General features: G+C 60.8%; 17 protein-coding genes. 6 read left to right on the top strand and 11 right to left on the bottom strand.

All coding sequences use genetic code 11. The annotated features are described in order from the left end of the window. Positions 1–38: 38 nt before the first annotated feature. The 9 genes from O7B34_RS10845 to O7B34_RS10805 all read right to left on the bottom strand — a co-directional run bounded on the left by O7B34_RS10845 (position 39) and on the right by O7B34_RS10805 (position 11,896). Positions 39–1,961 carry a GumC family protein gene (locus tag O7B34_RS10845; RefSeq protein ID WP_337146083.1) on the bottom strand — a complete coding sequence of 641 codons (1,923 nt, stop codon included), beginning with the start codon at positions 1,959–1,961 and terminating at the stop codon, positions 39–41. 172 nt (positions 1,962–2,133) lie between these two features. Beyond that, positions 2,134–2,601: a hypothetical protein gene (locus O7B34_RS10840; protein WP_337146082.1), complete on the bottom strand. Its 468-nt coding sequence runs from the start codon at positions 2,599–2,601 to the stop codon at positions 2,134–2,136. A 109-nt stretch (positions 2,602–2,710) separates the two neighbouring features. Then, complete coding sequence (locus O7B34_RS10835; protein ID WP_337146081.1) at positions 2,711–4,462, bottom strand: alpha/beta fold hydrolase; 1,752 nt, start codon at positions 4,460–4,462, stop codon at positions 2,711–2,713. After that, positions 4,459–6,969, bottom strand: coding sequence for a glycosyl hydrolase 2 galactose-binding domain-containing protein (locus O7B34_RS10830; RefSeq protein ID WP_337146080.1), 2,511 nt, complete (start codon positions 6,967–6,969; stop codon positions 4,459–4,461). The genes O7B34_RS10835 and O7B34_RS10830 overlap by 4 nt, the downstream gene beginning before the upstream one ends. A gap of 41 nt (positions 6,970–7,010) precedes the next feature. Beyond that, complete coding sequence (locus O7B34_RS10825) at positions 7,011–8,006, bottom strand: DUF1839 family protein (protein ID WP_337146079.1); 996 nt, start codon at positions 8,004–8,006, stop codon at positions 7,011–7,013. A 1-nt stretch (position 8,007) separates the two neighbouring features. Then, positions 8,008–8,931 (bottom strand): amino acid--[acyl-carrier-protein] ligase, encoded by a 924-nt coding sequence (locus tag O7B34_RS10820; protein WP_337146078.1) that lies wholly within the window; start codon positions 8,929–8,931, stop codon positions 8,008–8,010. Position 8,932: 1 nt separating this feature from the next. Next, the gene (locus O7B34_RS10815; RefSeq protein WP_337146077.1) at positions 8,933–10,138 is read right to left on the bottom strand and encodes an acyl-CoA dehydrogenase family protein; all 1,206 of its coding nucleotides are present in this window, start codon (positions 10,136–10,138) and stop codon (positions 8,933–8,935) included. Between the two features lie 2 nt (positions 10,139–10,140). Then, the gene (locus tag O7B34_RS10810; RefSeq protein WP_442920959.1) at positions 10,141–10,473 is read right to left on the bottom strand and encodes an acyl carrier protein; all 333 of its coding nucleotides are present in this window, start codon (positions 10,471–10,473) and stop codon (positions 10,141–10,143) included. A gap of 46 nt (positions 10,474–10,519) precedes the next feature. Then, positions 10,520–11,896, bottom strand: coding sequence for an oligosaccharide flippase family protein (locus O7B34_RS10805; RefSeq protein ID WP_337129920.1), 1,377 nt, complete (start codon positions 11,894–11,896; stop codon positions 10,520–10,522). A gap of 305 nt (positions 11,897–12,201) precedes the next feature. Between O7B34_RS10805 and O7B34_RS10800 the strand changes: the two genes are divergently transcribed. Continuing rightward, positions 12,202–13,410 (top strand): GNAT family N-acetyltransferase, encoded by a 1,209-nt coding sequence (locus O7B34_RS10800; protein ID WP_337146076.1) that lies wholly within the window; start codon positions 12,202–12,204, stop codon positions 13,408–13,410. Then, positions 13,407–14,699: a glycosyltransferase gene (locus tag O7B34_RS10795; protein ID WP_337146075.1), complete on the top strand. Its 1,293-nt coding sequence runs from the start codon at positions 13,407–13,409 to the stop codon at positions 14,697–14,699. Before O7B34_RS10800 ends, O7B34_RS10795 begins: the two co-directional genes overlap by 4 nt. A 215-nt stretch (positions 14,700–14,914) precedes the next feature. On the opposite strand, the gene O7B34_RS10790 is transcribed toward O7B34_RS10795, so the two are convergent. Next, positions 14,915–16,177, bottom strand: coding sequence for a glycoside hydrolase family 5 protein (locus tag O7B34_RS10790; protein ID WP_337146074.1), 1,263 nt, complete (start codon positions 16,175–16,177; stop codon positions 14,915–14,917). A 173-nt stretch (positions 16,178–16,350) separates the two neighbouring features. Here O7B34_RS10790 and O7B34_RS10785 point away from each other — a divergent pair, with 173 nt between their 5' ends. The 4 genes from O7B34_RS10785 (at position 16,351) to asnB (ending at position 22,888) form a co-directional block, all read left to right on the top strand. Next, on the top strand, positions 16,351–18,309 hold the full coding sequence (locus tag O7B34_RS10785) for a heparinase II/III family protein (protein WP_337146073.1): 1,959 nt from the start codon (positions 16,351–16,353) through the stop codon (positions 18,307–18,309). Positions 18,310–18,397: 88 nt separating this feature from the next. Next, on the top strand, positions 18,398–19,711 hold the full coding sequence (locus tag O7B34_RS10780) for a UDP-glucose/GDP-mannose dehydrogenase family protein (protein WP_337146072.1): 1,314 nt from the start codon (positions 18,398–18,400) through the stop codon (positions 19,709–19,711). Further along, on the top strand, positions 19,692–20,954 hold the full coding sequence (locus O7B34_RS10775) for a glycosyltransferase family 4 protein (RefSeq protein ID WP_337146071.1): 1,263 nt from the start codon (positions 19,692–19,694) through the stop codon (positions 20,952–20,954). The genes O7B34_RS10780 and O7B34_RS10775 overlap by 20 nt, the downstream gene beginning before the upstream one ends. 5 nt (positions 20,955–20,959) lie before the next feature. Beyond that, positions 20,960–22,888: an asparagine synthase (glutamine-hydrolyzing) gene (asnB, locus tag O7B34_RS10770; RefSeq protein ID WP_337146070.1), complete on the top strand. Its 1,929-nt coding sequence runs from the start codon at positions 20,960–20,962 to the stop codon at positions 22,886–22,888. On the opposite strand, the gene O7B34_RS10765 is transcribed toward asnB, so the two are convergent. Then, positions 22,858–23,952 (bottom strand): glycosyltransferase family 4 protein, encoded by a 1,095-nt coding sequence (locus tag O7B34_RS10765; protein ID WP_337146069.1) that lies wholly within the window; start codon positions 23,950–23,952, stop codon positions 22,858–22,860. The two genes, asnB and O7B34_RS10765, sit on opposite strands and share 31 nt — an antisense overlap. Positions 23,953–23,954 lie beyond the last annotated feature (2 nt).

The raw sequence follows: 23,954 nt of genomic DNA, 5'->3' as shown, positions 1-23,954 counted from the left end.
GCCTTTCGCCGCGACGCAATTTCTTGGCCAGGGGAACTTCATGCGGCTTGATCGATAGCCACGTCCTTCTCAACCGACACCACCGAAACATCCATGTCGCCATCGCCGGCCAACGCATTTAAAGCCTGGCGTTCGCGTAGACCAAACACACCGTCCCGCACCGCCAGCACCGACCGGCTGGAATATCCGGCAATCACATCGGCCATGGGACCGGGGCTGGCCTCGAGTGTCCCTCCATTGACAACGATGTGGTCATATTCCTGAATTATCGCGCCAAGGACCGCTTCCACTTTTCCGGGCGACAGGCGCGCGACAGTATCCTTGCGCCCGGCGTTGAGCATCTGAAGTCCCGACTTACGGCCGATCCGGATCGCTTTCGCGACCGGGGATTCACCAATTGCTAGTTCTGCAAGTCCGGCTATGTCGGAAGGTGCATCAGACGCGAGATCGATGAAAATGACCTTCTGGTCGGCCGCCATTGCGTCTCGCGCCAACTCGAACGCGGCCTGACGGGCAAGGGCGGGATCATGGATGGAGACGACTGTTACAAGCCCGCCGGTGATGTCCGCCTTGGCAGGTTCCAAAGGCTGAGCCTGAGGACGCGCGGCGAGCGCGCCGGCAGCCAGATCCCGCAATATCGCGGCAAAGACGCCTATGAACAATCCCAACAGTCCGGCGGCGATAAGCAGCGGCAACTTAGGTGGATACGAGGACGAACTTGGAACCGCCGCTTCAGCGATGATACGGGCATTGGGCGGCGAAATATTTTCCTGCTCGGCGGTTTCCTTGGCGCGGACCATAAACGCCTCGTAGACGACCTTGCTCGACTGCGCCTTGCGCTCAAGTTCACGCAGCTTGATCAGATCCTGGTTGGTATCGAAGGAAGCTGTCTTGGCGGCATTAAGGTCTCCGGTGACCTTGTTCAGGGTGTCAACAGCTGCGCGATAGTCGTCTTGCGCGGCTTGCACCAGCCGCTCACTTTCCGCACGGATTGTCGCGCGAGCTTGCACAACCTGCCCTTCGGCAGCCGTGACGCGAGGATGACGCGGTCCAAGGATCTGCTGGAGTTCGGCCAGGTTTCGCTGCGCCTCGCCAAGCTGGGTACGCAGGTCGACCATGGCGCTGTCGGTGCCGGTGATGACCGTGCTGACATCTCCGCGCGTCTTCAGCGCGGCCTGCATAACCTCGAACCGGGCCTTTGTTTCGTTGACTCGCGCAGCACTAGCCGACTGGCGAGCCGAAAGGTCCGTCAGTTCGCGCTCGCCGAGCAATCGTCCATCCGATTCCGAAACATTGTGGTCGCGCTTGAAGGCTTCGACCTCTTCCTCCGAGCTATTCAACTCGCTTTGCAATTGTGCGAGGCGGTCACGGATCGACGTGCTGGCGTCGCGTGCGGTACCGGAAGTTGTTTCGGCCTGATAGCCCAAATATGCAGCAGCCACGGCGTTCGCGAGACGAGCTGACTTGATGGCTTCTTTGCTGGTGACGCTGATCTGAAGCACGTAAGTGTTTTCGGGCCGCACGACCTTGGTCGCTTGCGCCAGTGCTTCAAGCGCAATGACTGAGGGATCTTGCCCACTTTTGATGGCGGATATGAATTCCGGATCCGTGGCAAGACCGCTGCTCTGGACAACCCGCTTGAGCACCGCTTCCGAGGTGATCACCTCGATCTGGCTTTCCACCAGCGCCATGTCGGAGCCGAAGCCTTGCTGCACCACCTCGTTCTGCATGACCCGCTGCTCACGCGGGTCGATAAGGATGCGCGACGTCGCTGTATACCGCGGCGAAATCAGGAACAACGCCAACAGTCCCAATGCAACGAAGGTCAGCGTGAACGAAAGAACGATCCAGCGCCGGCGGATTAGCGTATCGGCAAGGCCGAGCAAATCCACCGAGGTATCGACCTGCGCTCGCCTGGCGGCAGATCGATCGCGTGAAATGCCGCCCATGGAGGTCGCCATAGTCTCGTCTCCACCGCACTAAAATCATCGTGCGTATATCGCCAATAATCCATGCGCGGATATGCTTAATATCGGGTTACAGGATATTCCCCAGCCGCGATGCCGGAGCCACCCTCGTCGGGAAGACGCCGGTCAGGGCGAGGCTTCAGTCCGGGATCTGACTTACATCTTGTCAGCGACGGATATGCTCCCAAGGGGAGGCCGAATGCGGTTCCTCAATCGTGCCGTAATCCGTGGAAGCACCCTTCGGAAATCCCCGTCCGGCATAGGCTGGGCTTGCAATTTTAGCTTGTCCGTTGCTTGACGATTGCATCAGTTCGGCCACGCTGGCGTGCAGTTCGGCGAGCTCGGCATGAATGCTGTGGATTGTTTCAGCGGTATTCTCATCCTGGTCTTGGAATATCTCGTTGTCATGAGGAAAGTAGTCCAGTTCCAGTGGATCGAGGAGCCGTAGTCTAGCAGGCGAGCCGGCAAAATCGTCATCCCCGTAGATCACGCCGGTCTGTGAAGCCGCTAGATTGCCGCTCCTCTTGCGCAGCAAATTGGTGATCAAGGACAGCAATCTCAATTTTTTCTCGCTCGACGGTGGCAAATCTGAGTTTTCACCCGGCCTGGCGGCAGTGTTTCGCGCGTTGGACATTCCGCGATATCCATGAAGATAGAAGGCCTTTCCCAATTGGTATGCCAGTTTGGGAAATAAAGAATTAAAGTGCCGGCTGTCGATTGGTCGTCGAGCAGACCCCAGGTCTCTACCGCCCATCGGCGGCGGGGCTTAACAATTGTGTGACGTGCTCGACAAGCCGGGAGCGTGCATGGGCCGGCGTCAATGTATGATCGGCGGCATCCAGACGCACGAGAGTGACACCTTGCATGCGTCTCAAACGCTCGCCGTCCGGCCCGAAGTGGCGGGCAATTTCATCCAGGCTCCGATCGTTTTCGGCGCTTACCACCAAGACGCGCGTTCCACGCGCGGTCAGATTTTTCATCCAGGTTTCCACGGACTGGCTTCCTGAACCGCGCCTGCGCCAAAAGTTGGACGTCGTGGATTTCGACAATTCCAGGCCGAAGCGCAGGGCGCGCCCGCCAAGTCTGGACAGGAGCGCTTTCAAGCGAGGTGATCTCAAGGCCGTTGCGTGTGAATGCGGCTCAGCCACATCCGCCTCGCCGGCGCCGTCCTCTGGTTTGAGTGAGCCACGCGCATTGTCCCTGACTTTCGACAGTTCCATGTCCAGGGCATATGAACTGTTCCATGCGAAGCACAAAGGATTGACCATGGTCAGCGAGGCAATACGGCGATCGAAACGCGCGGCATGGAACGCCTGATAGGCCCCGGCGCATGTGCCGATCGCGCTGACCTGATCAAATCCATACTGCTCGAGCCAGTTTACAATCCGCAGCATGTCATCGCGGCCGCGCTCATCGTAGAGAAACAGCCGCTTCTCGTCCGGCGTCCCACTCTGGCCGAGGCCCGGCAGATCGACCCTCAGCGAGGCTATGCCATCTCGGGCGAGTGAACGCGCCATGTCGACCGCGCCACGTGCCCAACCGATATGCGGTATCGCGCCGGCATTGAGGATAAGGGCGACCTGTCCCTGGGGCTTGGCCTGGGCAGGCATGCACAGCACGCCGCAAATCTCCGGCGCGGGCGCGAGCACCAGTGGCCATTCGTTATATCCACCCTCCGCCATAAACACTGGCGCGGTGGCCACCGGCTCGTGGGAAGCCGCGCCGACGGGCTTTCGGCGCTCGACTGCCCACCCCACGACCATCTCAAGGGTGGATTGCGGGATGTCGTTGGCGGTCGGGTTGCTCATCAGCCGGGCAAAACCGGCAAATGTCTCGATCCGCACGCCGCCACCGGCCGCGGCCACGCCTTCGGCGAGCGCCGAATGCGACGTGGCGGGTTGTGTCGTCACAAGCAGAATATCCTGGCGCAAGGAACCGGCGAGTTCACGCCACTCAAGCGTCCGCAGATCCGCGATCGTCTCGGCGCTCATCCTGAACCCGGCGGTTTCGATGCCGTCGAATGGCTCGACCTCAGTGTCGTATGTCGGCAGGGCTGCGTCGATCATTCTTGCCAGGCCTGCCATCTCGCGCACATAGGCCTTGCCCGATATTGGCGGCGCAAGCAGTGCCAGACCGGCAACGTCATCCCGTCCGCCTATGGCCGATGGAGCAAGGAGAGCACCGAGACGGAAGCCGATCACCAGCACATCGGTCACGCCGGTTTCGGCTTTCAGCCGCCCTATCGCCGTCTCGATGCTCGACACCCAGGCAGCCACGCGATGGGGCTCGGTGTGATCGCCGGTGGCGTCTCCACAGCCTGGATAGTCGAATTGCAGAACGGGTAGACCAGCTTGGGCCAACCGCCTTGCCATCAATGTGAGAAAACGCCGGCTGCAAAGGTCTTCGAAACCGTGCGCGCCCGCTATAACCACGCCCCGGCTGCCCCCTGCGGGATGAACCCAGCCGACAGTCCCTTCGAAAACGATCGGCCTCACGAAATGCCCCTGGCTGCACCCATTTTAGGGAACGGCTCGGTCAGGTCGAAAACAACAGGTCGCTGCGCATTGAGGGCTGTAACGGTCCCGGTAGGCATCGGTGCGCCCGTCAGCGCGACCAGCCTCACTGTTTTTTCGCGACCAGGCAACAGATGAAAATAGTCCTCTTCGGCCCGATAATGGGGACCGCCGACATGGACATAATACGCGGCCCTGTCGCAGGCGAGCCGAAGCCGCCAGCAATCGCTGCCAGGTTCGATCTTGGCGCGAAGGCCGACATCGCACCGTTTCGTCATGACATTGGGCAGAACATGGAAGGCTTCCGCCAACTGGATTCCCTGCGAATCCGTAAACTGCCCCACGCTCAACTCATGCGCAACCGGACCGAAGCGGTAGGCGTAAGAGATATCGAAGAACGCACCGAACAGCTCGAAGGCCGAAACCGTCACGGCATCATGCGCCGCAACCGCGATCTCGCGTTTGCCTGTGACGACCGGTGTCAAACCATCGCGCAGGCAGGTCAGGGTGAGCCTGCCTTCAACCAAATCCGGTCCATCGTTGATCACATGCACATGGAGGCCGTTCAAGCCTTCATCGCTGAGGATCAGGCGCAGCGGACGGAAGGCCCGCTTCATCGCATGCCAAACTGATTTTGGCCGGCCGGTCGCATCGATCGCGCCCCAGCCGGCGCCGACGGCCAGATCTTTCCAGAACAAGGTCAGTGCACCCGCCGTCGGCGAGGCCGGTCGGCGCCATTCGTCAATCGTGCGCTCCACAATCTCGGCCGTCACGGCACGCGAGAGGTCGAGGTAGCGTGCACCGTCCTGCAGCCTCAACGCACGGGCGTCGACGCCGAAGACGTTTTCCAGATAGTGGTCGCGTACATCCTCGAAATCCCAAGACGCCCCAACGTCTCTCGGCGTCGCGGCTTTCCAGCGTGGGTCATGCACGGGCGCAACGGGCAGGAAGGCGTCCAGCGTCTCCTGATCCGGCACGTTGGCGAAGGCAAGGCACTCGCTGGCGAAGCGGACCTCGGCACGGCGCGCATCCTCCAGCGGCCGGCAATAAGCGCCCACGCCATAATAATGCACCGGTCCGGCTTCAGCGGTGAAAGGCAAGCTGCCGCCATGCGGCGAGGAAGCAACCTGCACGAGATCAGGTCTAATGGCGTCCGCAAGCGGCCTCACCACCGTGTCGAACCACGGCGTCGGGTCCATGGACGCTGGAATTCCCATCATAGACGCCTGCTGGGCGATTTCACTGCCGCCGCAAATCACAGCCAGCGAAGGCGAGTGCCGCAATCGTCGCAGCAATGCTTCTACTTCCGCCGCCAGCGTAGCGCACCATTCGTCATCCCGGGCGGGGTAATCGAAATTCGCCAGCATCAGGTCCTGCCAGACGAGTATGCCGAGTTCGTCACACAGGGCATGAAAGGCGTTGGATTCATAGACGAAGGGGCCGCCGACACGCAGCATGTTGACACCGGCATCACTTGCCAGGCGCAAGGCGGCGTCCAACGGCGCCGCGCTCCCGTCCAGGGACACTATGTCCGACGGTGTCCAAACCGCGCCACGACAAAAGACCGGGATGCCGTTGACGATCAGCCGAAAGTCGCGCCCGTCACGGCCGCGATCCAGCTCCAGGCGTCGAAAGCCGACACGTCCGAGGTTTACCTCGTTACTCCCGATGGTAGCGCTGACACCATGAAGATCCGGCGTTCCATGGCTGTGCGGCCACCAAGCCGCAACGTTGGCGATGTCAAGGCGCGCATTCAGCTTCTCGCCATCGCCGGTGAGCGTCGCGGTTTTTCCGGCACAGCTGATAAAGGCGGTTTCGCCGTCAACAAGCGGCGTGAAGAGCGTCAGCTCGACATCGAGCTTGCCTGTAGTCCCTTCGAGATCGGAACGCATGTCGACGCTAGCAACGCGCGAAGCCAAATTCTCGCGCACCAGCAGAACCGGCCGCCATGCGCCGACGACGTCGAAGGCCGGGCACCAGCCCGGCATGTGGCCAAGCAGGGTCGTGCGAACGAGCCGCAAGCGCTGATCGTCAATCATGCGCGCCTTCCAGCGGGCCCGCGGACCCTTGAGGCCGTCCATATAGGCGTCAAGACTGCGAAACGCGATGGCAAGCATTTCGCCGCCTTTCAGCGTCAGCGACGTCTGACACGGCGCGAACATGGAGGTGGAGACAAGGACCAATCGATCGTCGATGTAGATTTCGGCAATCGTCGCAAGGCCTTCGAAGACAAGCCGCACCGGCCCGCTGGCTTCAAGGCGACAGCGATACCAGATGTCCTTGTCATGCAATGGCATCGGTGCTTGCCGATCCCAAAGACCGCCCACCTCGAGCGCCGCCGCCGCGGTACCAGGACATGTGGCGCGCAGCCATGTTGCCGAAGGGTCGGCATCGCTCGGCCCGCGCCATTCGCCAGCCGGCGTCAGGGCAAGCTGCCATCCTGCTTCCAGCAACTCAGCTGAATCGGCGACGGAGATCACTGTCGTCATGGATCTGATCCAGGCTACGGCAGGCGAATTCCGCTCGCCGTTCAGGCCGCCTCCGCCAGGGTTGCCATGCGCGCGTCAAGCACGTTGATGATAACATCATAAGCGCTGGCCATCGGTTCCAGCGTCGCCTCCAGCCCATCGAAACGCCCGCGCGCCATGGCCCTGGCGAGTTTGAACTGCATGACCTTGGCGCCTTCGGCGATATCGCCTGCGGCCTTGGCCGCTTGCTCGAAACTCTCGCGGCGATTTTTCCCGAGCCACTCCAGATGGCTGCCGAGAAGCTCGAAATTCGCGCCTAGCTGCCGCAACGTGTTGAAGGAGTAGATATGAAAATACTCCGGCGGGCGGTGGACCAGCATCTCGACATGGCGGCCGAACGCAGCAGCGTAGGATCGCAACGGATTGTGCTTCGGGCGGCGTGACAGGTGATGTGAGAGCAGTATCGCGGCTGCTCGTGCCATATCTTCGGGCGGCTGCGTGACGCCGAATTTCACGAACTCCGCGTAGGGAAACAGTGGCAACGAGCCCGCGCTCGCAAGGTCAGCGCCGCCGAAGATGCCTTCATAGTCCTCACCACCCAGCGCGAAGACACCATCATTGTGAAAATAGACCATCCGCTGCGTCCGCGGATCGATCTCATTGATACCGATGGTCGTCTTGGAATGGGCCGCGCGATAGGTGATTCCCCTTGTGTCGGGCAGGTAGAAAGCATCGACTTCCACCAGCGGCAGGCGTCCGAGGTCGATCTGCGTCGCAACATGCGTTTCCAGCCGGTCAAAGATCGCCAGTTCCTGGATATCGAGACCCGCAAGCCGCTGCAGATCGGCGATTGGAAACTTGAAGAAGGTGAACTGATCGCCTTCGAAATCCTGGGCAAGGGTAAAGCCGAGCGCGGCCACCGGGTCATGGCCGGTCGCATGCATGACTTCAATCAGCAGGTCGACGTAGCAATTTGTCTGCGGCCAGCGACGTTCGGCGCTGTGCAATTCATGCGGCCTGTAGCCCGCCGGGTCGAGACCGGGGATCACGGCGTTCATGTCAGGCATTCCAGAGAACCGCGCGGACAGCCGGCGGCCAGGCATTAACGTCGGGGCCATGATGACGAAACAGCGCCAGCGCCACACGTTCCAGGCCGAAGCCGACGCAGGCCGAATGGCACAGGCTGCCATCGGCGAACTTCAATCCCCAGGTCTGGCCGAAATGATCCTGGTGATAGTTGAAACTCAGGCAGGCTGTCGGCTTTTCCTGGCTGCTCACCGGTATCAGCAGCTCGAACTTCAGCCCCTGGTCGCGCTGGTTGTTGGCCAGCATCTTGCCGCCGCGGCCGAAGAACGGGTCGTTGGCGAGATCCAGCTCACAAGGCAACTCCAGCGACTCGATCATCGCCTTGCCACGCTCAAGCCAGCTCTGGCGAAACGCATGCACATGATCGGCCGTACCGATGCAGACGAATTCCCGCATTCGGAAAAGCTGCATGCGGGCCGGGTCCTGCGATGGCTCATGCCGGAAACAATAGGATGAGAGTTCAAACAGGAGACCGTCCATCGGAACCGGTCCGCGTGCGGCGACCGTCGGATAGAGCGGATAGCAGGCGGCAGGCGTCAGCGCCAACTCCGTTGGCTGCTGCAGTTCAGTCCAGTCCTGGCCGGCATCCATCATGCCAAGCAGCTTGGCATGGCCGCGCTCGTCGCCCATGAAGGAGTGCACGCACCCGGCAAGCTGCGGAAAGCTTTTCATGTAGCCGCTTTTTTCCAGCGTCGCGCGGCTCATGCCTGGCGGAAAGTGGATACGGGTAGGCTTGTCGACCGCGCCGAGGCGCGTGACCAGGCGCTCGAAACGTTCGATGACTTCCTCGAACATGCCGGAGCGGCCATAGAGGCCGTCGACTCCGGTCTCAAACAGGATGCCGTTATCGAACAGCTTGTCGAGCAGGTCCTTTGAGGTGAATGTCCCGGTATCCATCTCAACCTCCCAGTCTGGCATCGAAGCGGCTCATCAGAAGCAGCGTCGATGTGTTCGCATGAATGCGGTCGTTCGAGATCATCACTGTAGCCGAGGTGATGTCGCGCAGATGCCGGCCGACGCTGAACGGCGTGCCGTTCTTATAGCCAAGGATGCCGCAGATCAGCATTGCGAGCCGCACGACTTCGCCCGCCTTTTCACTCGCGGCCACCTTCAGCGCGTTGATTTCAGCGGCAAAGCCTATCGAGGAGAGATCGTCCTCATTGCGTTCGGCGATCTCGAAACGACGGATGGCGGCAACGAGATGTCCCTTCATCTCCTGCAGCTTGGCGGCTGCCTCCGACAGGCGGAGCGCGCCTGGCGGCGTCAGGTTTGGCTGCTTGCGGGCGGCTTGCTTGACGAAGGCCTGGGCACGCGCGAAGGCATCGGCCGCGATGCCAAACCATGTCGCTGCCCAGTAGATGTGCGAACTCGCCAGCATTGATTGGGCAGCGATCTCCGAAAACGGCTTGGTGAATATCTGCGCGGCATCGCCGGTTGCAGTCAGCAGAAAGCCGTCGGAACAGGTGCCGCGCATGCCGAGCGTGTCCCAAACGGACTTGCGCTCCAGCGTGCGGTTGGCGTCGGCGGGTATGACGATCATGGACTGGTCGGTGCCGGCTGCGTCCGGTGCCCGGCGCGCTGTGGCCAGGATGGCGTCGGCAAAGGCGCCGTAGGAAATCACGGTCGCGTCCTTGGTCAACGAGAAGCGGCCATCGATGACGTTGAGCGCGCAGATAGAATTGCGAAGATCACCACCAATGCCCGCCTCGGAGGTAGCGGATGCCATCAGCAGCTGCTCGCTGGCAATGCGACGCATGTAGGCACGATGCCATTCGCTGCCAGGCCCATGGCTGGCCAAGCTCGCAATCTGAATCTGGTGCATGCCATAGATCATCGCGCTGGAACCGCAGGCCTGCGCCAGCTGGACGATCAGGTCGGCAATCGCGGCATGGCCGATTCCCTGGCCGCCGAATTCAATCGGCACAGCCACGCCAAGAAGGTTTTCCTGCTTCAATGCATCGAAGACTTCGTGGGGGAAACGGGCGTCGCGATCGACGGAATCGGCCGCCTTGGCCGCAACCTCGGCAACACGGGCCATGCGCGCCGTTGGGGCGTCACGGTGCATGCCGGCAGGGGCGACGCCAATTGCTTTCGCGACATTCATGGTCAGACTGCCTGCTTCGCAAGTATGGAGACCGCCTCGGCGATGTTGGCAAGCGAGGCGAATGTTCGCCGTGTCAACATTTCCTCTGGAAATTCGGTGTCGAATTCCTCCTCGATCGCCAGCATGATCTGGACGGAGGCGAACGACGTCATCCCCGCATCATAAAGGTTGTCATGATCGGAGAGTGTTTCGATGTTGAATGAAAGCGCCTCGTTGCGGGCGAAAAGTGCACGAATACGATTGATCATCTGTCCAAGTCTCCCTGTCTGGAAGATACGCTTCAACTCTAGCGGCGCAGTTAATGCGAAATCGTATCCGCGATTATGCTTAACCAACGACTTCCGGATCCATTATAATGCCAATGTTTCACCCGACGCACCGTCAGGCATCCAAGGATGCCGACTTGGCGGGCGCAGTGGAAAGGTCACGATCGCGAAGTAACGTGCCCTTTTCACCGCACGTCCGGCCAATGGCGAAGCGGGTGAACCCGATATAGACCACCGTCTGCAGTGACCAGGCGATGGCGCGGGCTATAACGATGCCGAGAGCGCCGCGATCTTGCAGAAACCACGTTGCGATGATGAATGTCAGCGCCCATCCAGCCGTGATCGAAAGCCCGGTCCACATATAACCGGAGGACACCGGGACCTGTCCGAGCGGCAGGGCGGCGGCGATCATGGCGGCGGCGAGCACCACGATCATGAAAATCGGCCAGTGCTGGGCGGGATCGAGCTTGAACAGCACAAGGAACCAGTTGCCGAACGTCATCATGACCACGACGAAGCCTATGGCTATGGCTATATTGGTGCCGATGCCCATGCCAAGCACGTTGATCACACGCCGGCGGTCGGCCTCGCCGAAGCCGGTCGACAGCATCGGGATAACCACTTGCACCACGATCTGCGGCACGAACAGCAGCAACGTCTCCAACTGCATGGCAATGAAGTACAGGCCGACCTGGGCAAGACCGTCGGGATTGTTGACCACCATCGCCGTGCAGATCCAGTTCACCGGCTCGTACAGCAGGCTGGCAAGCAGCGCCGGCACCGCGTAGCGTGTAACCAGCCGCCACTGCGAAAATGCCTCCCGGAACGCAATCTCAATACCGCGCCGCCGAAGCGCTGCCACTACGGCCGGATAGGCGATGAGGCATCCACCCAGATAAGCGCAGCCCAAGGCGATAAAGCTGCCCGAGAGGCCGTAAAAGTAAAGCCCGACAGGCACCAGCGTGATCATCAATCCGCCAAAGATCACGTTTAGGCGAGCGATGGTCCTGAAGGCTTGGATACCGCTCAGGATGGCCGTCTGGACCGTGTTCATCGCGTTGACCACAATCACAGGCGCGATGATCTGGAGATAGAAAGCGAGTTCCGGTTGCTTCAGCAGCCGACCGGCGATCTCATGCGCGAACAGGAAGATCATCAGGCCGATCAATGCCGCGGCGCCACCGGTGAGGAGGAATGCCATGCCGGCCAGGCGGCCCGCCGTGGCGGGGTCGTTTATCGAGTAGGCGGCGATATTGCGCGTCGCCATCAGGCTCACACCGGCGGATGCCAGCAGGCTGCTCGACATCAGTGTGCCGTAGGTCACTCCGAATTTGCCGACGAATTCAATGCCGAACCAGTGTGAAATCAAAATGGTGGTGATCATCGGCGTCAGCCGAACGATCACCGTTCCAAAGGTCGACCAGAGCAGCCCGGCGCTGAATACCCGAATGTCTGCGGATCGACCGATCAATGTTCTGAGCGACGCAATCAATTCTCGTCCTGTCGATTGGATAATTCTCGCCGACTGCTAACAGGAATGTATGAGCTAAGCGATTACCGCCGAGGCGACCGGTTCGAAAGGTTAACGAACTCTCTGCGCTTGCCTCTCCGCCGCCCGAGAAAGCGCGATCCATAGGGTATGAAGAACGTCTGTCTGAGGTATTATAGAGGATTGCTAGACCATTCCTTAAGTCGTGCCGGATAAAGTAGATTTGGAACCTGGCATGCATACCCAACAGTTTTCTCAACGCAGATTGCCAGCAGCCGGCGCCAAGGGTCGCGAGAATGAACTCACGGTTGAACACGGCAGCCGATGGAGAGGCACAGGCTGTCTGGTCCGACAGGCCTTGTGGTCGTTTCGAGGTCGCGGCTTTTACCAACCCTTCGGATATCGAGCGCGAATGGCGCCAACTCGAGTCGACCGGCGTGGCAACGGTCTTTCAGCGCTATGATTGGGTCGATGCCTACGCCCGGCATGTGCTGCCAAAGGAGAAAGCCACGCCAGCCATAGTGTTGGGGCGGCTCGACGGCAATCCGGCCTTCATCCTCCCGCTGGCGACCTCGACGTTCGGACCCGTTCGCGTCGCGACCTGGATCGGCGGAAACCACTCCAGCTACAATTTCGGCCTGTGGAGCCACGAAGCCGCGGCGGTCATGGCCAGCATGAGGCGCACCCAGATTGAAGCCATGTTGCGCGCCGCGCTCGATGGAGTGGACTATGCGGTGCTCAGGAGAATGCCCAGGATCCATGACGACATGGCTCAGCCGCTCGCCGCGCTGTCGCGCAGCCCATCGCATACGGAAGGCTACTCCTTCGCTCTTGCCGGGGGATTTGCGGCTGTGCTGCAGAAAAGAAACGGTGGTTCGCGCCAACGCAAAATCCAATCGAAAGAGCGTAAAATGCGAGAGGCAGGCGTGCTGGAATACGGCACGGTTCGGTCTCTCGAGCGCGGCAATGCCGCTCTCGACTTCTTTTTCGAGCAGAAAGCCTTGCGCCTTGCCGAGCAAGGCCAGCTCAACAGCTTTGGTGCCCCAGGGGTGACGGATTTCTTCCGCGACCTTCTCGATCGCTCCCGGCACATGAGCGAGCCGTTGCTGGAAATGGCGGAGCTTCGGGTGGGCGGCAATATCTGCGCCGTCATCGGTTCGGCGATACATCGCAAGCGGGTCAACGTATACTTCATGACCTTCGCCAGGGATGAATTGGCGCCACAAAGTCCGGGCCAAGTGCTGACTTTCAGGCAAATCGCGGAGTGCTGCGAACGCGGCATGGCCGCCTATGACCTGGGCGTCGGCTTCGAAGACTTCAAGACCCATTGGTGTGACGTCATCCATGAACTGGATGATGCTTATGTGCCGCTCACATCACGCGGCAATGCCGCTATCGCGGCGATCCAGCTTGGTCGGGCAGCGACGGATCGACTGCGTCGAAACCCATTTCTGTGGCAGCGCCTTAAATGGTTGAGGGCGTATTTGGCGCGCCATGCATTCGCAGGGAACAGATGACAGTCTTGGCCTCGAAACAATCCATCGCGACCGCTGACGTGATATCGCCACAGCAAAGTCCGCTGGCTGGAGTCCGCGTCCTGTTCGTGGCGCCAGACGACTACCCGGCATTCCGTGTCGATCTGGTGGAACTGTTTTCAAACCACCTGGTTGGCCGTGGGCTGAAGATTGACTGGAGCCTGCGGCCTTACGCGGATGGTCCCAAACGCGTCGACGTGCGCGGCGCCGAGCGGTTCTATGTCGCTCGTCGCCAGATGACGGAGAAATTCGGTTCGCTCCGTTATATGATGGCGGAAACCCGGCTTCGCCTGAAGCTGGCCTGGCGGGCAATGCGTGGCGAATATAACCTGATACAGATACGCGATCAGCCGCTGTGGGGCATCGTGTACGGCATCGCGGCCAGGATCTCCGGTACGCCCTTCGTGTTCTGGATGAGCTATCCCGTGCTGGAAGCGCGCATGCGTATCGCGCTTCACAATCTCGTGCCCATGAGCCTGCCGGCCCGATTTGTTCGACTTGCCTATGCCGTTATCGGCAGCGCCCTCTTCTACCGGGTCGTGCTGCCGCTGTCGGACCATGTCATCGTCCAATCGAAAAGGATGCTTGAGCGCGTTGCCGAACGAGGCATACCGACGAAGAAGATGACGCCGATACCGATGGGGGTCACGGTTGAGCGCTATAATCCCGCGTCGATCCCTGCCACCGACGACCCGCGGCTCATCGGCAAGAAGAGCATGGCTTATATGTGCGCCGATGTTCTGAACCTGACCACCCGCCTGACGTTCGAGGCATTGGCCCTGCTGGTAGCCAACGGCTACGACACGGTCCTAGTGATCATCGGGGCCGTTTCGGCGCACGAGCGTGAACAACTTGCCTCTCAACTCGACAGGCTCGGCCTGTCCGAGAGGGTGATCTTTACCGGACGTCTTCCCCTGGTCGAGGCGCTGGGCTGGGTAAAGCGTGTCGACGTCTGCCTGTCACCGTTCGAGATGGATGCGGCCCAGCAGGTCGCCACGCCCACAAAGCTGGTTGAATATATGGCCATGGGACGGCCGATCGTTGCCACCGTCCACTACGATCAGAGCGAGGTGGTCAACCGCAGCGGCGCCGGTATCGTCACGGCATTTTCGGGCGAAGCAATGGCGGAAGGTGTCGCGCGATTGTTCGACGACCCGGACAAGGCCCGGACGATGGCCGCCAAAGGGCCCGTATGGGTCAAGGCCAACCGTGACTACGCCCGTCTGGCAGACGAAGTTGAGCGCGTCTATACCAGCCTGCTTGCCCGATAGTGGTCGCGGGAGTTGAGGCTCTAACTCTTGTTTTTACACAATCTTGGACGGACCCGAACTTCTCCTGGAATTGTGCTGGCAAGCATCGCTGCGGCGGTCTCAAGGCGATTGCTTTCGGCATGTCGCGGCGAATAGGATTCGGTCGACCTGCCGTAAGCTTCTGATTTTATGCATGTCGTTATCCCGGAACCGAGGACACTTCCGGGCGACATGCATTAGCCTGGCATCCCCAATGCCTCGACGATCGAAGGATCGATCCGGTTGTCGTCGGCCCGCTGAATACCAAATTGCCGGCCGTTGATTTCCCAGAGCGCCCAGCCAAATCCCTGCGTCTTCGCAATGCCTGTCACATCCGAAAGCCAGGCCCGGCGATAGGTCGGCTCGGCTCCCGTGAAAATCCGATCGCGCCGCGTCACCCCGCACTCGCCCATCACGATGCGATTCCTCGCGATGCCGTTACGATCTGCCCAGTTCGCCACACGCACGAAGTCTTTCTCGACGCGGGCGCGGTTCCAGCCGTCGGCCAGGAAACCATCGAGAATCCGACGTGCATCGGCCATGGCAGCCGTCTTTGCAGCCTGGTCAAGCGCCGTGTTGGCGGCAATGCGAGCTTCTATTTTCGCCGATATCTCGTCGGGCGAGACGGCGTCGTAAGGATAAGGAAGATCGACGACGTAGGGCGAAGAGGGGGCGTCCGGCGTCCCAAAATCGATGCCTTGATGGGTGAAGCTGAGCGGCATGTAGTAGTGGTAGGAAAACAGCGTATTGCTATCGATGAATGGTGATGGATCCAGATCCGTAAGCCCACTGATGCCGCCATAGTCGGCGCCGGTCAGCAGGATCGGCAGATCGACCGCCGCCCGCCGCGCCGCATCGTGCAGAACCAGCTGCGCCGCGCCCCAGACTTGGACCTGGGTTCGATGACTCGCCTCCCCGACCACCGGCTCATTCATGAGTTCCAGCGCGACCCGCTCCGACCGCAGTTCACCCAGCAGAGCCGCCAGCCGGCTGATCATCGCGGTGTATTGAGCAAAAAGCGGCGCCTCCAGATCCGCCAGGATCGACTGAACCGAATAGGCCGGCACCTGCTCGACCGGATGGCAATCCACGATCACCGAAAGCCCGAGCTCCTGGAAGAGTTGCAAATTGTCCATGAGCTTCCGCTCCAGCGCGTCCCTGTCGCTGCCCTGCAACTGAATGAACGGGCCAACGTCCAAGGTGAGTCGGATAAAGTCGAATCCGACCTGTGCAAAATCGCGCACCAATTCGGCTGGGAAGACGTTTCGGGCCGTTTCGAACGGGCGCGCCAGATAGTGTTGTGGATCGCCGTCGCGCAACGCTCCCCAATTCATCATTGTATGGATCGAACCGCCATGTTGAAAACGGGAATTCGTTTTTGGCGCCGCGGCAGCACGCACCGACAGGGCCGTCAGCGCGGCAATCGAAGCTGACAGAAGCTGGCGTCGTGAGAATTCCATAGGGCGGCGCTCCTTGCGAGGCCTCGTAAGCCCGCGCCTATAAAGATACGGTACCCGGCCGGTGCGCGCGAGGACAACGCGACAAAGATGCCGATTAAGGTTAGCGGAGCCGTCTGCCCGATAGCCTGCCGATGTTAATCTCAAGGCAATGGCAGTCCGTTAGAATCTGCTCCATGTTGAGACGTTTGACCTGGTATGCACGACGGCTTGCCGTGATGGAACATGGCGAGGTCCGTCATCGGTTTCGTGAGCAGTTGGAGCGCAGGCGCGCGCGGCGCGAGCGCCACAACTGGTCCGACTTTGCAACGGCCGGTGCGCGACCCAGCGTGTTGCCGCTGTTTGCGCCCCTGTTCGAACCGGACTTGCCGCTGCCCGTCGCACAGCAACTGCAAACCGCCGCTGCCGCGTTTCGCGCCGGCCGGTTGAGACTGCTCAATCGCGATTGGCCTGTATCGATGCTGGACAGTAGCGGCCGTGTCGATCCGGTGATCTGGCGGCTGGACCCGGTGAGTGGCGCAAGCTGGCCTGGCGCCGAGCGATCGACCTTCGACATCAATTTCCGCTTCGGCGAGGAGCATGGAGACGTCAAGTACGTGGCCGAGGCAAACCGGCTGCATTTTCTGGCGGCGCCGGCAATCCATGCCCGCCGGGAAAACGACGCAAGCCTTGCCGACGCCATACTCGGCTCCGTCTTCTCGTGGATGGAAGCGAATGTTCCCGGCCGCGGCATCAATTGGTATTCAGGTATCGAGGCCGGTTATAGGCTGATCTCGCTGTCCATCATCATAGCGTCGCTCGATCCATGGATCGACCGGGCTGCCGGCGAGCGGCTGGCGTCCTTTGTCTGCGCCCACGGCCGGTGGCTCGCCAGGTTTCCGTCACTCCATTCCTCGGCCAACAATCACCTCGTCGCAGAGGCGATGGGCCTTGCGCTTGCCGCGCGCATGCTGCCGGACCACTCCGACGCCTCACGCTGGTTGACACACGGTCGGACGCATCTTGAAGACAGGGCGCTGGCCCTGTTCCATAAGGACGGCGTGGGCAAGGAGCAGTCGCCGGCCTACAGCGCTTTCACGCTCGAAATGCTGCTCATCGGCTTCAGCGTCTTGGGCGGCGCCACAGAAACCGCACGTAAGCGCATGGCTGAAGCCGCCCGCGCCTTGAACTTCTTTCTCGATGATGCCGGCCACACGCCGTTGATCGGCGATGACGACCAGAGCCGGGTCCTGTTGGCATTCGGCAGCGACGAGCCGCGTTATGTCGCGTCCATCGTCGGCGCGATTGCCGGTTTTCTGGATCAGCCCGAACTCGGACCGGCCATACGTGATCCGCATTGGCGCGATGCCGTATTCGCCACCCCATCGTTGACGCCACCGCCTGCCGACGGCGCGGTCACCCTTGAAGAGGGCGGCTATACCATCCGGCGCGGTGCCATAAAGGGCCGCCGTGTCCATTTTGTCTTCGATCACGGACCGCTTGGATTTGGCGCTTTGGCCGCACATGGCCACGCCGATGCGCTCGCGGTATGGCTCTCACTGGATGGCCTGCCGCTGCTGGTCGATGCGGGCACGCATCTTTATCATTCGGAAGGCGAAAGTCGCCGGCGCTTCCGGGTCAGCGCCGTACACAATACCCTTACCATGGACGGCGTCAGCCAAAGCGAGCCGTCAGGTGCTTTCAACTGGATGCCACGGCGTGCCCGAGCAAGATTGGACGCCAGGTCGCAAGCGTCCCGGCTGAAAGTATCCGCCTCGCATGATGGTTACATGAGGCGCTTCGGCGTCATTCACCATCGGGATATAGAAGAAACCGCCAAGGGTTTTCTGATCACGGACCGGCTGGTTGGCACGAAGCCGTCCGGGACGGTCGAGATCGTTTTCCTGATTTCGCCGGAACTCAGCGTGTCGGTCGAGGGCAATTGTGTGGTGGCACGCCGCAACGGCCGGTCGGAACTCAGCATCGTAGCGCCCGAAAGCGCCGAGATCGAGATTGTACGCGGCGACCAGGCATCCGGACGCGGCCTGCGGTCGGCTGGATTCGGGCTCCTCGATGAGGCGGCAACCGTTGTTTTCAAGGTGCCTGGCCACCGGATGCGGTGGCAAAGCAGATTACTGGTCGGTTTGCTAACCTGACCTTTACTTGTCTTTTTTATGTTCTTCGAAAACAAGCGTGAAGGTGGCTCGATCCGCCTTTCGAAAGAAAGAACAGGACGGGCGAGCTATGAAAGTTTCCATCTTCGGGTTGGGATATGTCGGTACTGTTTGTGCTGCGTGCCTGGCCGAGCGCGGGCATGACGTCATCGGCTGCGACGTCAGCGAGGCCAAGGTCGATCTCATAAATAGTGGCCGAAGCCCTATCATCGAGAAAGATGTCGGCGAACTTGTCGCTGCCAATGTCGCGTCGGGTCGTCTAAAGGCCTCATCGTCGACCGAGGAAGCCGTGATGAACAGCGACTTGTCGTTGCTTTGCGTCGGCACGCCCTCACGCCCCAACGGCTCACTGGATCTGTCGGCGGTTCAGGCGGTATCGCGCCAAATCGGATCGTCTCTTTCCAGAAAGGCGGACTATCACTCGGTCGTCGTTCGCTCGACCGTGCTGCCGGGGACGTTGTCCGACATCGTCATTCCGGCGCTGCAGGCAACTGCATCAAGGAAACTGGGCGAAACGTTCGGCGTGGCCTCAAACCCCGAATTCATGCGCGAGGGATCGGCGGTCGCCGATTTCAATAATCCAGCCAAGACCGTGATCGGCGTTGACGATGAGATAACGCGGGATCGGCTGTTGGAGCTCTACGCAGGCCTGCCTGGCCGCGTTGTCGTCACAGAGCCTCGGTTGGCTGAACTGGTCAAATACACAGACAACACCTGGCATGCGCTTAAGGTCGCCTTCGGCAACGAAATCGGCAATATCTGCAAGGCGGCGGGCGTTGACAGCCATGAGCTGATGGAGGTGTTCTTCGCCGACACCAAGCTGAATATCTCGAATGCCTATCTTCTGCCCGGCTTTGCGTTCGGCGGCTCGTGCTTGCCGAAGGACGTACGTGCGATCAACGCCTACGCGATCCAGAACGATGTGGAAGCACCGCTGCTTAAATCCCTGCTGCCGTCGAACAAGCAGCAGGTCGAGCGCGCACTGGACCGCTTGCTGAGCTATGGCAAGCGCAAAATCGGCTTCCTCGGCTTCTCCTTCAAGGCAGGCACCGACGATTTGCGCGAAAGCCCCTATCTGGAACTTATCGAGCGGCTTGTCGGGAAGGGCTGCGACATCCGCATTTTTGACCCGAACGTGTCGTTGGCAAAGCTGATGGGCGCCAACAAAACTTACCTAATGAACGCGATCCCGCACGTTACGCAGCTGATGGTCCCCTCGCTCGACGAGATGGTGATGCATTCGGACGTTGTGGTGGCCACCAGTCGTTCGCCCGAATATGAAACTGTGGTTGACAGGATGAATGCAGACCAGACGCTTCTCGACATGGCCAGGCTGCCGAACACGAACCGGTTTGCGGGGACCTATGACGGCATCAACTGGTAAGCGCATCCTCATCATCGTCGAAAACCTGCCGGTCCCCTTCGACCGCCGCGTCTGGTCAGAGGCAACCACGCTGGTGAAAGCCGGCTATCAAGTGTCGGTGATCTGCCCGAAAGGCAAGGGCGCGACGGCGCCCTACGAGGTGATCGACGGCGTCCATATCTATCGCCACTCGCTGCCGCTCGACGCCGAGGGTTTCCTTGGCTACGTGCTGGAGTACAGCACTGCGCTGTTTTGGGAATTCCTGCTGTCACTCAAAGTGGCGCGGCAGCGCGGTTTCGACGCGATCCATGCCTGCAACCCACCAGATACGATTTTCCTCATTGGCGGGTTCTACAAGTTGTTCGGCAAGAAGTTCCTGTTCGACCATCACGACATCAATCCAGAGCTCTACGAGGCCAAGTTCGGCAAGCGCGGCATCGGCTGGAAATTCATGGTCTGGCTGGAGCGGCTTTCGTTCCGAACCGCCAATGTCTCGATCGCCACCAACGAAAGCTACCGCGACATCGCCATCAGACGGGGGGGCATGCCCCCCGAGAAGGTGCATATCGTGCGTTCTGGCCCGAATCTGGACCGGGTCAGAGAGGTTGCGCCCGATCCGAAATGGCGCAATGGTCGCCGCTTCGTCGTCGGCTATGTCGGCGTCATCGGCAAGCAGGAAGGGCTCGACCTTCTGCTCGACTCGGTCGACCACCTGGTGAATGCCAAAGGGCGCCAGGATATACAGTTCGTGATCTGCGGCGGCGGTCCCGAGCTTGATGCCATCAAGGCGGATACAGTCGCGCGCGGGCTCGGCGAGTACGTCACCTATACCGGTCGCTGCCCGGACGAGATTCTGTTTTCCGCGCTATCGACAGCCGATGTCTGCGTCAATCCCGACCGGCCCACGGCGATGAACGACAAATCGACCATGAACAAGATCATGGAATATATGGCGCTTGGCAAACCGATCGTGCAATACGATCTGCGGGAAGGCCGCTTTTCGGCGCAAGGCGCCTCGCTCTACGCAACCTGCACGGAGCCGACCGACTTCGGCGACAAAATCGCCGAACTCCTCGACGACAGCGAGCGCCGCGCGACCATGGGCGCGTTAGGCCGTGAGCGGGTACGCAAGGAACTCGCCTGGAGCCACGAGGGTCCGAAGTTGCTGGCCGCCTATGACGCCTTGTTCGGCACGCCTTCCAGGAGCCAAATCCAGAAGCCAAGTTCGGGGTCCGACCCGGCCATGTGCAGCGGTCAGGGCTAGTCGCCATGTGCGGAATTTTTGGGTTCCACGCCCGATCACGCTTGCCTCTCGCCGAAACGCTGGATGGGGCCACGGATCGGCTGGCCCATCGCGGTCCGGACGGGCGCGGAACATTGATCATGCGGAGCCCGGATGGCGAGTGGCAGGCCGGACTCGGTCATCGTCGGCTGTCGATCCTTGATATCGAGGGCAGCCCGCAGCCGATGCATTCGCATGACGGCCGATATGTCATCGTCTACAATGGCGAGGTCTACAATTATATCGAATTGCGCGCCGAACTCATGGAACGCGGACATCGCTTTGCCACGCAAGGCGACACCGAAGTCGTGATCGAGGCCTGGCGCGCCTGGGGCGACGACTGCCTGCCGCGCCTCAACGGCATGTTTGCCTTTCTGCTTTGGGACAGCGAAACCGGCCGCCTCTATGCCGCGCGCGATCCTTTCGGCAAGAAACCGCTCTTCCTGGCTTCCGGGGACGGCTTCCACGCCTTCGCCTCCGAAATCGATTCGCTGCGCCATTTTCCAGGTGTCGACGACCGTCTGGATCAGGATTCGCTGCGGGAATTTCTCAGCTATCGCTATGTCCCTGGACCGGCCACCTTCTTTCGCGGCATCTTCAAGGTTCCGCCAGGAACCTTCATGGTGATTGATGGCGCCAACATCCGTGCGGAGCGCTATTTCACGACGCCTTTTTCGCGCACGTCGCCCACCGTCGAAAGCTTCGACGAGGCGGTGAAGCTTTTTGGCGAGAAGCTTGATGAGGCGGTACGGCTCAGATTGCGCTCGGATGCGCCGTTTGGCGCATATCTTTCCGGCGGGCTCGATTCCTCGATGATCGTTGCGCTGATGAGCCGTCACATGGGCAAGCCCGTGGCGACCTATTCAGTAGGGTTCGATGTGCCCGGCTCCTCCGAATTGCCCTATGCCAGGCAAGTCGCCGACACCTTCGGCAGCCACCACAGTGAGCTCGTCGTGAACATGGATGCGTTCACGTCGGTGTGGGAGGAGGCGGTGCTGCGGCGGGGCGCGCCGGTATCCGAGCCGTCGGACCTGCCGGTTCTGCTTTTGTCACGGCTGGCGAGCCGCACCGTCAAGATGGTGCTTACCGGCGAAGGCGCCGACGAGCTCTTGGGAGGCTATCCCAAGCATCGCGCCGAGCCGTGGGTTTCCATGTACCAGAGTCTGGTGCCGGGCGGCTTGCACGAAGCCCTTGTGGGTCCTGGCGCACGCGCCCTGCCCTATGCGGCGCGGCGACTGAAGATCTTGGCCGGCGTCGCCGGCATTCGCGATGCACAGGCCCGTATGGTGGCCTGGTTCGGCGGAGCAGACGGCGGACAAGCCGAAGCGCTCTATTCCGGTCCGCCCCAATCGCGCGATCTCGACCCGCTGCCGTTCACGACGGATGGCGAAATCAGCCCGCTCAAACGCATGCTGCATTTCGATCAGACGTCATGGCTGCCGGACAATCTTCTCGAGCGCGGCGATCGCATGATGATGGCGGGGTCGATCGAAGGGCGCATGCCATTCATGGATGTCGGCCTGGCTGAACTCGTCGCCCAATTTCCCGATGCTTTCCTGACCGGCGCGCCAAAGGGCAAGCGCGTGCTGCGATCGCTTGCAGCGCAATTGCTTCCCCGCCAGATCCTGGAGCGCAAGAAGGTCGGCTTCCGGGTACCTGTCGAGCAATGGTTCCGTACCGGCATGTCGGATCAGCTTCGAGATCTGCTGCAGAGTGACAGCGCCACGGTGCGCAATGTCTGCAATGCGCGCGAGATAGATCGACTGATGAGCGAGCACCTGGGTGGCGCTCACAATCACGAGAAGATACTGTGGGCGCTTGCCAATCTGGAGCAGTTCTTCCGGGTGTTCCGGCCGACGCTCGATGCTGAACAGCCGCAAGCCGCTCAGCGACGGGTCGCCAGCGCCTTCCGATAGGCTCCCTGAAGACCTTCGATCATGGTTTCGAGGCGGAAACGCGCGTTATAGATATCGCGCGACGCCGCTCGAAACGCTTCGCGGCGCGCGCCGTTTTCAATCAATTGCGCAAGGGCATGCGCAAGCTCTTCCGCATCGTCCGGCTTCACGCTTAGACCGTTCCGACCTTCTCTCAATACGTCGGGCACCGAGCCGACCGATGTCGCGACCAGGGCTGCGCCCGCACACGCACCCTCCAGCAGGCAAACCGGCAAGACCTCATTGCGTGACGGCAGGACGACGATATCGGCCTGCCGATAGAGCGGCAGGATCGTCTCGAGCGCCAGCCAGCCGGTGAATTCCACCTGGCCGAAAAGCCCTGAACTTATGGCGCGGTCGCGGAAGGCGGCGACATCGCCGGCACCCGCGAAGGTCGCGCGCCATTGCGGCAGATCCTTCGGCAGAAGCGCAAGTGCCTGAAGCAACACCCCGGCGCCTTTGGCCTCGGTGAGGTTGCCGGCAAACAACAGTCGAACGGGCGCATTCTCCTCGCGCGGTTGCGGTGCATCAAAAGCGAAATCGGCGACGCCATTGGACACGACGTCGAAGCGATCCGGTGGCATGTGATAAAAGTGGGCGACGAAGTCTCGCCAGTAATCGCCAAGCACGATGATGGCGTCGGCTCGCTCAAAGACAAGGCGCAAGACACGGACCCAGCCGCGTTGCGCATCTCCGGGCTTGGGAAAGGCCGAGCCATGAAAGTGGACGACCGTGGCCGCGCCGGCCAATCGCGCCATGGACTGCATGACCCATTTCCTCCACGACGATGCATTCGTCGCGGTGTTGAGGTGGACGATGTCATACCGGCGGGTTGCCAGCAGCCAGCCATAGCGGATCAATGCGAACGGGAAATGTGCCAGCCAACCGACACCGGACGCGTCGCCACGCGAGGCCAGGAAATCCATCTCGATCGCACTGCCGGCCGTCGAACGAAGCTGTTCGTCAACGTGAGAAAACAGCGTCTCGATGCCGCCACGGCCTTTCAGGCCCCGCGGAACGACACAGAGGACCCGGATTCGATCCAAAA

It is taken from the genome of Mesorhizobium sp. Cs1299R1N3 (genome assembly GCF_037179625.1).
GTDB lineage: Bacteria > Pseudomonadota > Alphaproteobacteria > Rhizobiales > Rhizobiaceae > Mesorhizobium > Mesorhizobium salmacidum.
Note: the sequence above shows the minus strand (reverse complement) of the source record. Positions and strands in the feature narration are given on the sequence as shown.

Bases quoted from the DNA above. Each gene is read 5' to 3' on its own strand.
- O7B34_RS10845 (WP_337146083.1), bottom strand. From the start codon at position 1,961: ATGGCGACCTCCATGGGCGGCATTTCACGCGATCGATCTGCCGCCAGG.
- O7B34_RS10840 (WP_337146082.1), bottom strand. From the start codon at position 2,601: ATGTCCAACGCGCGAAACACTGCCGCCAGGCCGGGTGAAAACTCAGAT.
- O7B34_RS10830 (WP_337146080.1), bottom strand. From the start codon at position 6,969: ATGACGACAGTGATCTCCGTCGCCGATTCAGCTGAGTTGCTGGAAGCA.
- O7B34_RS10825 (WP_337146079.1), bottom strand. From the start codon at position 8,006: ATGAACGCCGTGATCCCCGGTCTCGACCCGGCGGGCTACAGGCCGCAT.
- O7B34_RS10820 (WP_337146078.1), bottom strand. From the start codon at position 8,931: ATGGATACCGGGACATTCACCTCAAAGGACCTGCTCGACAAGCTGTTC.
- O7B34_RS10815 (WP_337146077.1), bottom strand. From the start codon at position 10,138: ATGAATGTCGCGAAAGCAATTGGCGTCGCCCCTGCCGGCATGCACCGT.
- O7B34_RS10795 (WP_337146075.1), top strand. From the start codon at position 13,407: ATGACAGTCTTGGCCTCGAAACAATCCATCGCGACCGCTGACGTGATA.
- O7B34_RS10790 (WP_337146074.1), bottom strand. From the start codon at position 16,177: ATGGAATTCTCACGACGCCAGCTTCTGTCAGCTTCGATTGCCGCGCTG.
- O7B34_RS10785 (WP_337146073.1), top strand. From the start codon at position 16,351: ATGTTGAGACGTTTGACCTGGTATGCACGACGGCTTGCCGTGATGGAA.
- O7B34_RS10780 (WP_337146072.1), top strand. From the start codon at position 18,398: ATGAAAGTTTCCATCTTCGGGTTGGGATATGTCGGTACTGTTTGTGCT.
- O7B34_RS10775 (WP_337146071.1), top strand. From the start codon at position 19,692: ATGACGGCATCAACTGGTAAGCGCATCCTCATCATCGTCGAAAACCTG.
- asnB (WP_337146070.1), top strand. From the start codon at position 20,960: ATGTGCGGAATTTTTGGGTTCCACGCCCGATCACGCTTGCCTCTCGCC.